Raw genomic sequence first — 8,163 nt, 5'->3', positions numbered from 1 at the left:
GCTCGTCGCGCAGCTGGAAGGCGACGCCGACGTCGCCGCCGAACTCCAGCAGGGTGGCGATGAGGGCGTCGTCGGCCCCGGCGAGCGCGGCACCGAGGTGCAGCGGGCGCTGCACGGTGTATGCGGCCGTCTTGAGCTTGCTGATGCTCAGCGCCGCTTCCGGGGAGGCGTCGCCGGTGGCCTGGGTGCGCACGTCGAGGTACTGCCCGGCGAGCACCTCGGTGCGCATCGCGCGCCAAGCCGGGCGCGCGGCGGCGAGCGAGGCCGCGGGCAGCGGGGAGGCGGCGAACATGTCCTCGGCCCAGGCCAGTGCCAAGTCGCCGACCAGCACCGCGGTGGCCAGCCCGAAGGTGCTGGGCGAGCCGAGCCAGCCCTGGTCGGCGTGGTGCTTGGCCGAGGCGATGTGCAGGGTGGGACGGCCCCGGCGCGAGTCCGAGGAGTCGATCAGGTCGTCGTGGATGAGCGCGCAGGCCTGGATGAGCTCGAGGCTCGACGCCGCCTGGAGCACGCCCTCGGCGTCCGGCCCGGCCGGGTCGCCGCCCGCGCCGCGCCAGCCCCACCAGGCGAACGTCGGCCGGAGGCGCTTGCCGCCGCCGAGCACGAACCGGCTCAGCGCGTCGATCCCGGCCTCGACGGTCGGCTCGGTGCGCAGGATCTCCTCCCCGGCTCGGGCGAGGAACCCGGTCAGTGCCCGCTCGACTTGGGTCGGCAGGTCGGTGTCGTAGGCGTAACCACCGGGCTCACTCATGGGGACCATGGTCCGCGAGTCTCACCCGGCCGTGTCCTCCGGGTGCCGAAGATGTGGCGAACCTCGCCGAATCCGCGCCGGTCCCGCGATCGGGTCAGAGCCCCCAGAAGGAGCCGTGCAGGCCGGCGCCGGAGAAGTAGTCGGCCGCCTCGGACGGCTCGCGCCGCTGGTAGCCGTGTTCGAGGCGGCCCTCGTACCAGTGCGCGGCGAGCTTCCACAGGGTCGTCAGATCCATCACGTAGCCCTTTTCTTCACCCGACTTCGCGACCCAGTCGTCCACACAGGACTCCCCGCAGAAAAGCCGCTGGTGCTCGCAGGTGTGCACCACGTCGTCCCACATCCGCCCGGCGGGCACCAGGAAGTGCGCGACCTGCTCGCCCGAGGGGGGCGCCTCCCGGCCGACGACGATGGCGTGCGGGTCGCCGCAGCCCGCGCACCGGGTCGCCACCAGCACCTCGGGCTCGGCCTCGACCAGGTGCGGGATGGCGAAGGAGTCCCAGGCGCACCCGCCCCACCACAGCGTGTTCGCGCCCATCACCGAGAAGCTGAGCGGCATCGCGGCGAACGGGTGCGCCATCACCACGTGCTCGCACTCGTCGAGCACGACGTGGTGGGCGTCCGCGAGCCGGTGCAGCGCCTGCTTGGCGACCGCCAGCGAACCGCCCGCCGCATCGGCGAGCTCGGGGGCCGACGGCGGCCTCCCGTGTGCGGCGAACGACCGGTAGACGGCCACCCGCACGTCCTCGTCCCAGCCTGTGTCCTTGGTCGAGACACCCATGACGTCACTCCCTACCGGCGATGGCGCGGACGAGCAGGGCCGCCCGCGGTATCGCGCCCTCGCCGACGAAAGTACCCCCGCCGGACGCCCCCGCGTGGGTCCCGGGGCGCCGCGCCGCCCGTTCGGGCGAGCGGTGGGGACCGGCGGCCCGGTCGAGAGCCGTTGGAGAGTGGCTCAAATCGCGGTCCAACCACCGGGAAGGGGCTCCCGAACGGTGACATTTTCCCACTACCATGGCGAGATGAAGTCAGTGGTCGAGCGGTTGCAGGGTGACGGACCCGCGTTTTCCATCGAGTTCTTCCCCCCACGCGACGCGGCGGAGGAGGCCGTGCTCTGGCGTTCCATCCGCGAGCTCGAACCGTTCGACCCCGCGTACATGTCGATCACCTATGGCGCCGGCGGCTCGAGCCGCGACGGCACGATCCGCAGCATCGCCCGCGTCGCCACCGAGACCACGCTGGTCCCGATGGCGCACCTGACCGCGGTCAACCACTCGGTGGCGGAGCTGCGCAACGTGATCGGCTGGTACGCCGCCGTCGGCGTCCGCAACATCCTCGCCCTGCGCGGGGACCCGCCCGGCGATCCGTACGGGGACTGGGTCGCCCACCCCGAGGGCCTCAACTACGCGGAGGAGCTCGTCGAGCTGGTCCGCTCGCTCGGCGACTTCTGCGTCGGCGTTTCGGCCTTCCCGTACGGGCACCCGCGTTCGGCGAACCTCGAGGCCGACACCGAATACCTGGTGCGCAAGCTCCGCGCGGGCGCCGATTTCGCCATCGCGCAGCTGTTCTTCGAGCCGGAGGACTTCCTGCGGCTGCGTGACCGCGTCGCCGCCACCGGCTGCGACGCGCTGGTGATCCCCGGCATCATGCCGCTGACCACCCCGCGCACGCTGCACACGACGATCAAGCTGTCCGGCGCGCCCGCCTCGCCGCGGCTGCTGGAGCGGCTCGAGCCGCTGTCCGGCGACCCGGCCGCGTTCCGGGCCGAAGGCATCGACGTGGTCACCGAGATGTGCGAACGGCTGATCGCCGAAGGCGTCCCCGACCTGCACTTCTACACCTTCAACCGGTCCAAGGCGACGCGCGAGGTGATCAACCGGCTCGGCCTGGTCCCGGCTCGGGCTTAACGGCGTATCGGCCCACCGGCCGCGCCCGGTAGCGTGCCGGGCATGGCTTCCGAACAGGGTGTACACCAGATTTGTGACCGGTACGTCGACGAAATCGCGGCCGCGGACCCGGTCACCGCGACGATGGTCGGCATCGCGGGCCACGACGACAGGCTGACCGACTATTCGCCGTCCGGCCACGCGGCCAAGGCCACCATCCTGAGGCGGGCGCTGGCGGACATCGCCGCGGCCGAGCCCGCCGACGAGGGTGAGCGCGCGGCGAAAGCGGTGTTCACCGAGCGGGTCGGGCTCGATCTCGAGATCCACGAAGCCGGGCTCGATCTCGCCGCACTGAACGTGGTCGCCGGGCCGGTGCAGGACCTGCGGATGGTCTTCGACCTCATGCCGACCGACACCCCCGAGCAGTGGACGAACATCGCGCGGCGGATGGCGAAGGTCCCCGCCACGCTCGACGGCGTCCGCGCGGCGCTGCTGGCCGCCGCCGACGCCGGGCGCGTGTCGGCGCTGCGCCAGGTCGGCAAGGTCGCCGAGCAGGCGGAGACCTGGGCCGGCCTCGGTGAGAGCGAAGGGTTCTACGACTCCTTGATCGCCGCGGCCAAGGACGTCGACGAGACTCAGCTGGCCGAGCTCCGGCACGGCGCGCGGGTGGCGCAGGAGGCGTACGCGGAGTTCGCCGGGTTCCTCCGCGCCGAGCTCGCCCCCCTCGCCCCGGTGAAGGACGCCGTCGGCGCGGAGGTCTACCGGCTGTGGTCGCGGTACTTCACCGGCGCCGCCCTCGACCTGGCCGAGACCTACGAGTGGGGCTGGGCGGAGTTCGGCCGGATCGAGCAGGAGATGATCGAGGTCGCCGCGCGGATCAAGCCCGGCGCCACCCTCGCCGAGACCGCGGCCGCGCTCGACGACGACCCGGCCTACCGTGTCCGTGGCCGCGCGGCGTTCGAAGCCTGGATGCAGGACCTGTCCGACAACGCGTTGAAGTCCTTGCGGGGCAAGCACTTCGACATCTCCGACCGGGTGATGGCGCTGGAGTGCAAGATCGCCCCGCCCGGCGGCGGCGTCGGCGCGTACTACACCGGCCCGAGCGAGGACTTCAGCCGTCCCGGCCGCATGTGGTGGTCGCTGCCGCAGGACAAGGACGAGTTCATCACCTGGCGCGAGGTCAGCACCGTCTACCACGAGGGCGCGCCCGGCCACCACCTGCAGATCGCGACCGCGGTCGACCAGTCGGCCTCGCTGAACAAGTTCCAGCGGCTGATCGCGTTCACCTCCGGCCACGCCGAGGGCTGGGCGCTGTACTCCGAACGGCTGATGCAGGACCTCGGCTACCTCGCCGACGACGGCGACCTGCTCGGCATGCTCTCGGAGCAGCTGTTCCGCGCCGCGCGCGTGGTGGTGGACATCGGTATGCACCTGGAGCTGGAGATCCCCGCCGGAACCGGCTTCCACGAGGGCGAGCACTGGACGCCCGAGCTGGGCCTGGAGTTCATGCTCACCCGCACGATCACCGACCCCGCGCACATCCACGACGAGATCGACCGCTACCTCGGCTGGCCGGGCCAGGCGCCCGCGTACAAGGTCGGCGAGCGCCTCTGGCTCGCCGCCCGCGACGATGCCCGCGCCCGCCAGGGCGACGCGTTCGACATCGAGCGCTTCCACAACCAGTCCCTCGCGCTCGGCGGCATGGGCCTCGACACCCTGCGCGAGCAGCTCGCCGAACTCTCCTGACCCCCGCCCTTCAGGTGTCATGAAAGGGTCTTTCCAGGCAATTTTCGCCCTGAAAGACCCTTTCATGACACTCGGGGGCATAATCCGGTCGCCCCCACGCACGGCCGCTGTTAGCGTCCGGGCCGTGCATCGGGTATTTCTCGTAACTCCGCCCCCGCGCTTCTGAGCGGGGCGCGTGTGGCCGTGCGGCGGATCGCCGTACGGCCGGTCAGTGCTGTCACCTGACCGTTTGGCCAAGCACCAGCCCCGCGTCGTCGACGTCCTTTTCCTTCGACGCTGGAGCGTTTCCCGATGTCTGTTTCCGTTGCCGTACCCGCGCGCGTCCGCTCGTCGGCCGCGCTCGTGCTCGCCGGGGTCCTCTGGGGCACCGGCGGTCTCGCCGGTTCACTGCTCGCGTCGCGCGCGGGCCTGCACCCACTGTCCGTGGCCGCCTATCGCCTGCTCGTCGGCGGTGTCACCGCGACCCTGTACGTCGGCCTGACCGGTGGTTTCCGCGGCCTTCGCGGCACACCCGGGGTCTTGCGCCGGGTGGTGGCCGTCGGTCTGCTGCTCGCGTTGTTCCAGACCAGCTACTTCGCTGCCGTGGCACTGAGTTCGGTGAGTGTGGCGACCATGACCACGATCGGCGCCGCCCCGGTGTTCGTCGCCGCGGTGTCGGCGGTGCGCCGTCGCCGGCTTCCCCGTGGCTGGACAGTGCTGTCACTGGCCGGTTCGCTCGCCGGGCTGGTGCTGCTGCGGTGGTCGCCCGTGACCGACGCGGCGGGCCTGCTCGGCGGGCTCGGGTTCTCGTTGCTGGCCGCGGCCGGTTTCGCCGCGCTGACGCTGGTCATGGCGCGGCCGGTCGAGGGGCTGGATCCCTTGTCCGCCAACGCTTTCGGTTGCCTGCTCGGCGGGCTGGCGCTCACCCCGGCGGCGCTGTGGCTGGGCATGGGCCTGCCCGTGGCGGCGGACGTGCTGGCGCTGGCCGCCTACTTCGGCGTCGTTCCGACGGCGCTGGCCTACGCCGCGTACTTCCGCGGCCTGACCCATGCCCATCCGTTGCTGGGCGCGCTTTCCGCGCTGCTCGAGCCGCTGACGGCGTCGCTGCTTGCCGCGGTGATCCTGCACGAGCACCTGAGCGGGCCCGCCTGGGCGGGCGCCGCGCTGCTGGTGGCCGCGCTGCTGGTGGCCGCGCTGCTGGTGGCCGCGCTGGCGGTCACCTACTGGCGCCCGGAAAACTAGAGCGGCAGTCCCCGGCCCAGTATCGCGAAGGGCCGGGGATCCCCGGCGAAGTGGTAGTCCCGCAGGACGTCCTCGAACCCGATCCGGCGGTAGAGCTTCCAAGCCCGGCTCGGGCCTTCCGGCGTGGACAGCAGCACCCGCGACCTCGGCACCCCGTCGAGCAGCCCGCGCAGCAGGTCCTCGCCGATCCGCTTGCCCTGGTTGTCCGGGCGCACGTGGATCTCGGTCAGCTCGAAATAGTCCGAGAGCCACCGCTCGGCGGCTTCGGGCCCGTCCTGCCTGGTCAGGCCGTGGCGGACCTGCTCGTGCCACCATTGCCCGGCGCGGCCCTTGTAGCCGTAGGCGAGGCCGAGCAGGACGTCGTCGGCGTCGAGCGCCGCGGTGCAGCGCCAGCCCTCGCGCAGCGCGTGGGTGAGCCACATGGGCGCGCGCTGTTCCGCGGTGCCCTCGGGGTAGCGCATGGCCTCGACGTAGATCGAGAGCGCTTCGGGCAGCCTGGTCCGGAACTCGTCCGAGGAGAGTTCGACGTAGCGGACGGACATCGCGGTCACGACCGACCATCCTGCCGGTCGGCCGCGAGGTCCGCCACGAGACCCCCGGTTAGCTCGGCGAGTCCGGCGAGGGTGGTCGGGTAGACGGACTTGGGATGCCCCGCGGCGGCCCAGACCTCGTCGTGCTCGCGCAGGGCCTCATCGACGACCGTCACCAGCCGCGCCGGGTGCCCGACCGGGGCGACCCCGCCGATGGGCTGCCCGGTGTGCAGCCGGACGAACCCGGCGTCCGCCTTGCCAACCTCGTCCGCTCCGGTCAGTTCGGCGAGACGGGCGGTGTCGGCCTGGTGCGCGCCTGAGGTGAGCGCGAGCACCGCGCTTTCCTCGCCACCGGTGACGGCGCGGAAGACCAGGCTGTTCGCGATCGCGCCGACCGGCACGCCCAGCGCGTCGGCGGCCTGCGCGGCCGTGCGGACCTCGGCGGGCAGCACCCGGATCCCGGCCGCCGCGGCGGGCTGGCCCGCTTCGGCGAGCGCGGCGGCCACCTTGGCGATGGCGGGATGGTCGAGGGAACTCATACGGTTATGAGATCACGCGCCCGACCCGGTGTCCCGCACCACGTACCCCGATTCCGCCCCCGGGGTTGAGAGATCTGCCCATCCGGGGTTACTCTGGAATTTGTTCGAACAGACGTTCGACATTCGGTGAGCGCTCGCCGGTCAGGTGTCCGGCGCGGGGGCGGGGGAAGCGTCTCGGTGCCGGGCACCGCCCGGCGCTCACGGAGCAGGAGGAGGGTCGCCATGTCCGTTTCGGTCGTGTCCCCCGTCGACGGCGCGCAGTCGGCGCTACCGATGTCCTTGCGCCCGCCTGCACCACCGGCCGCGGCGGCGCTGCTCGCGCAGGCCAGGCGAGGGCTCGCCGAGGCCGATCAAGAGCGTGACCACGCGGAGCGGTTCATCGGGGCGTATCTCGCCGCGCTGCGCGGCGCCGCGGCGGTGCTCGAGGCCCGCGGGCGTCCGCACCGCGGCCGGTCCAGGCCGGCGAGTGTGTGGGTGCTGCTCGAAACGGTGGCTCCCGAGCTCCGTGAGTGGGCGGGCTTCTTCGCCTCCCATTCGGAGACGCGCGCGGCGGCACAGGCGGGCATCAGCGGGAAGGTGACACCCGTGCTGGCGGCGGAGCTCTCCCGCGCCGCCGGGCTGTTCCTGGAGCTGTCCAGGCGCGTCGTGCACGGCCTGCCCGTGGGCGGCGAGGCCCATGTCGCGTGAAAGGTATTCGATCGGAGTGGACAGAGGAGGAGGTGTCCGATGGCCGGGCAGGCCATGATCGATCAGGGGCGCCTGCTCGACGTGCTGGAGGCCGAGGGCAGGCTGCTCGCGAGCGTCGCCCATGCCGCGTCGGGCGACGCGCCGGTGCCGCACTGTCCGGGATGGACACTCGGCGAGGTCGTGCGTCACGTCGGCAGTGTCTACCGGGTGACCCGCGGCTGGCTGGCCGAGGGGCGCCGGCCGGACCACTGGCAGCGGGATCCGGCGCGGGAGCAGACCCCGGCCGGGTTCTTCGAGGAGGGCTTGCGTGCCCTGCTCGGCGAGCTGTCCGCCCACCGGCCGGGGGAACGGGCCGCCACCTGGTGGCCCGCCGACCCGACGTACGGCTTTTGGGGGCGGCGCATGGCGCACGAGACGCTGATCCATCGGATCGACGTCGAAACGGCGGCAGGACAGGACGTGTCCGAGATCCCGGAGGACGTGGCGCTCGACGGGATCGACGAGGCGCTGGCGCTGTGGTTCGGCCAGAAGCTGCCGATGCTCGGGCTGTCCGGCACCAAGGCCGGTTCGGTCGCGGTGCGCACCGGCGGCCACAGCTGGCTGGCGCGGGCGGGCCCGGGGGAGACGGTCGCCTGGCGATGTTCGGCCGAGGAGGCCCAGCGGGCCGACGACATCGTGACCGGGAAGCCGGCACAGGTCTATCGCTGGCTCTGGGGCAGGGCGGGGCCACCGGCGGTCCTCATCCGCGGGGAGCAGGACATGGCGGGACAGTTGTGGGCCTTGATGCGGCTCGCCACCCGATGATCGGT

The 8,163-nt window shown here is 72.3% G+C and carries 9 protein-coding genes; 5 read left to right on the top strand and 4 right to left on the bottom strand.

Features of this window, described 5'->3' with window-relative positions; all coding sequences use genetic code 11:
- Together QMK34_RS01920 and merB are read right to left on the bottom strand one after the other, a co-directional pair.
- A partial coding sequence (locus QMK34_RS01920) for a polyprenyl synthetase family protein (RefSeq protein WP_326410653.1) occupies window positions 1-748 on the bottom strand: 748 nt, incomplete at its 3' end.
- A gap of 94 nt (window positions 749-842) precedes the next feature.
- Window positions 843-1,526, bottom strand: coding sequence for an organomercurial lyase (merB, locus tag QMK34_RS01915; RefSeq protein ID WP_326410651.1), 684 nt, complete (start codon window positions 1,524-1,526; stop codon window positions 843-845).
- Between the two features lie 241 nt (window positions 1,527-1,767).
- On the opposite strand from merB, the gene QMK34_RS01910 reads away from it, so the two are divergent.
- The 3 genes from QMK34_RS01910 to QMK34_RS01900 all read left to right on the top strand — a co-directional run bounded on the left by QMK34_RS01910 (window position 1,768) and on the right by QMK34_RS01900 (window position 5,598).
- Window positions 1,768-2,652 (top strand): methylenetetrahydrofolate reductase, encoded by an 885-nt coding sequence (locus QMK34_RS01910; protein WP_326410649.1) that lies wholly within the window; start codon window positions 1,768-1,770, stop codon window positions 2,650-2,652.
- A gap of 42 nt (window positions 2,653-2,694) precedes the next feature.
- Window positions 2,695-4,377: a DUF885 domain-containing protein gene (locus tag QMK34_RS01905; protein ID WP_326410647.1), complete on the top strand. Its 1,683-nt coding sequence runs from the start codon at window positions 2,695-2,697 to the stop codon at window positions 4,375-4,377.
- A gap of 291 nt (window positions 4,378-4,668) precedes the next feature.
- The gene (locus tag QMK34_RS01900) at window positions 4,669-5,598 is read left to right on the top strand and encodes a DMT family transporter (RefSeq protein ID WP_326410645.1); all 930 of its coding nucleotides are present in this window, start codon (window positions 4,669-4,671) and stop codon (window positions 5,596-5,598) included.
- Here the strand turns inward: QMK34_RS01900 and QMK34_RS01895 are convergent.
- Both QMK34_RS01895 and QMK34_RS01890 read right to left on the bottom strand, forming a co-directional pair.
- Entirely contained in the window at window positions 5,595-6,140 is a 546-nt protein-coding gene (locus QMK34_RS01895; protein ID WP_326410681.1) for a GNAT family N-acetyltransferase, read from the bottom strand. The genes QMK34_RS01900 and QMK34_RS01895 overlap by 4 nt on opposite strands.
- A gap of 5 nt (window positions 6,141-6,145) precedes the next feature.
- Window positions 6,146-6,667, bottom strand: coding sequence for a YbaK/EbsC family protein (locus tag QMK34_RS01890; protein ID WP_326410642.1), 522 nt, complete (start codon window positions 6,665-6,667; stop codon window positions 6,146-6,148).
- A 222-nt stretch (window positions 6,668-6,889) separates the two neighbouring features.
- Between QMK34_RS01890 and QMK34_RS01885 the strand changes: the two genes are divergently transcribed.
- Both QMK34_RS01885 and QMK34_RS01880 read left to right on the top strand, forming a co-directional pair.
- Complete coding sequence (locus QMK34_RS01885) at window positions 6,890-7,354, top strand: SAV_6107 family HEPN domain-containing protein (RefSeq protein WP_326410640.1); 465 nt, start codon at window positions 6,890-6,892, stop codon at window positions 7,352-7,354.
- Between the two features lie 39 nt (window positions 7,355-7,393).
- Window positions 7,394-8,158, top strand: a complete 765-nt coding sequence (locus QMK34_RS01880; RefSeq protein WP_326410638.1) for a maleylpyruvate isomerase family mycothiol-dependent enzyme — start codon at window positions 7,394-7,396, stop codon at window positions 8,156-8,158.
- Window positions 8,159-8,163: the final 5 nt, after the last annotated feature.

It is taken from the genome of Amycolatopsis sp. H20-H5 (genome assembly GCF_035828755.1).
Taxonomy (GTDB): Bacteria; Actinomycetota; Actinomycetes; order Mycobacteriales; family Pseudonocardiaceae; genus Amycolatopsis.
Note: the sequence above shows the minus strand (reverse complement) of the source record. Positions and strands in the feature narration are given on the sequence as shown.

Bases quoted from the DNA above. Each gene is read 5' to 3' on its own strand.
- QMK34_RS01880 (WP_326410638.1), top strand. From the start codon at position 7,394: ATGGCCGGGCAGGCCATGATCGATCAGGGGCGCCTGCTCGACGTGCTG.
- QMK34_RS01895 (WP_326410681.1), bottom strand. From the start codon at position 6,140: ATGTCCGTCCGCTACGTCGAACTCTCCTCGGACGAGTTCCGGACCAGG.
- QMK34_RS01890 (WP_326410642.1), bottom strand. From the start codon at position 6,667: ATGAGTTCCCTCGACCATCCCGCCATCGCCAAGGTGGCCGCCGCGCTC.
- QMK34_RS01900 (WP_326410645.1), top strand. From the start codon at position 4,669: ATGTCTGTTTCCGTTGCCGTACCCGCGCGCGTCCGCTCGTCGGCCGCG.
- merB (WP_326410651.1), bottom strand. From the start codon at position 1,526: ATGGGTGTCTCGACCAAGGACACAGGCTGGGACGAGGACGTGCGGGTG.
- QMK34_RS01910 (WP_326410649.1), top strand. From the start codon at position 1,768: ATGAAGTCAGTGGTCGAGCGGTTGCAGGGTGACGGACCCGCGTTTTCC.
- QMK34_RS01905 (WP_326410647.1), top strand. From the start codon at position 2,695: ATGGCTTCCGAACAGGGTGTACACCAGATTTGTGACCGGTACGTCGAC.
- QMK34_RS01885 (WP_326410640.1), top strand. From the start codon at position 6,890: ATGTCCGTTTCGGTCGTGTCCCCCGTCGACGGCGCGCAGTCGGCGCTA.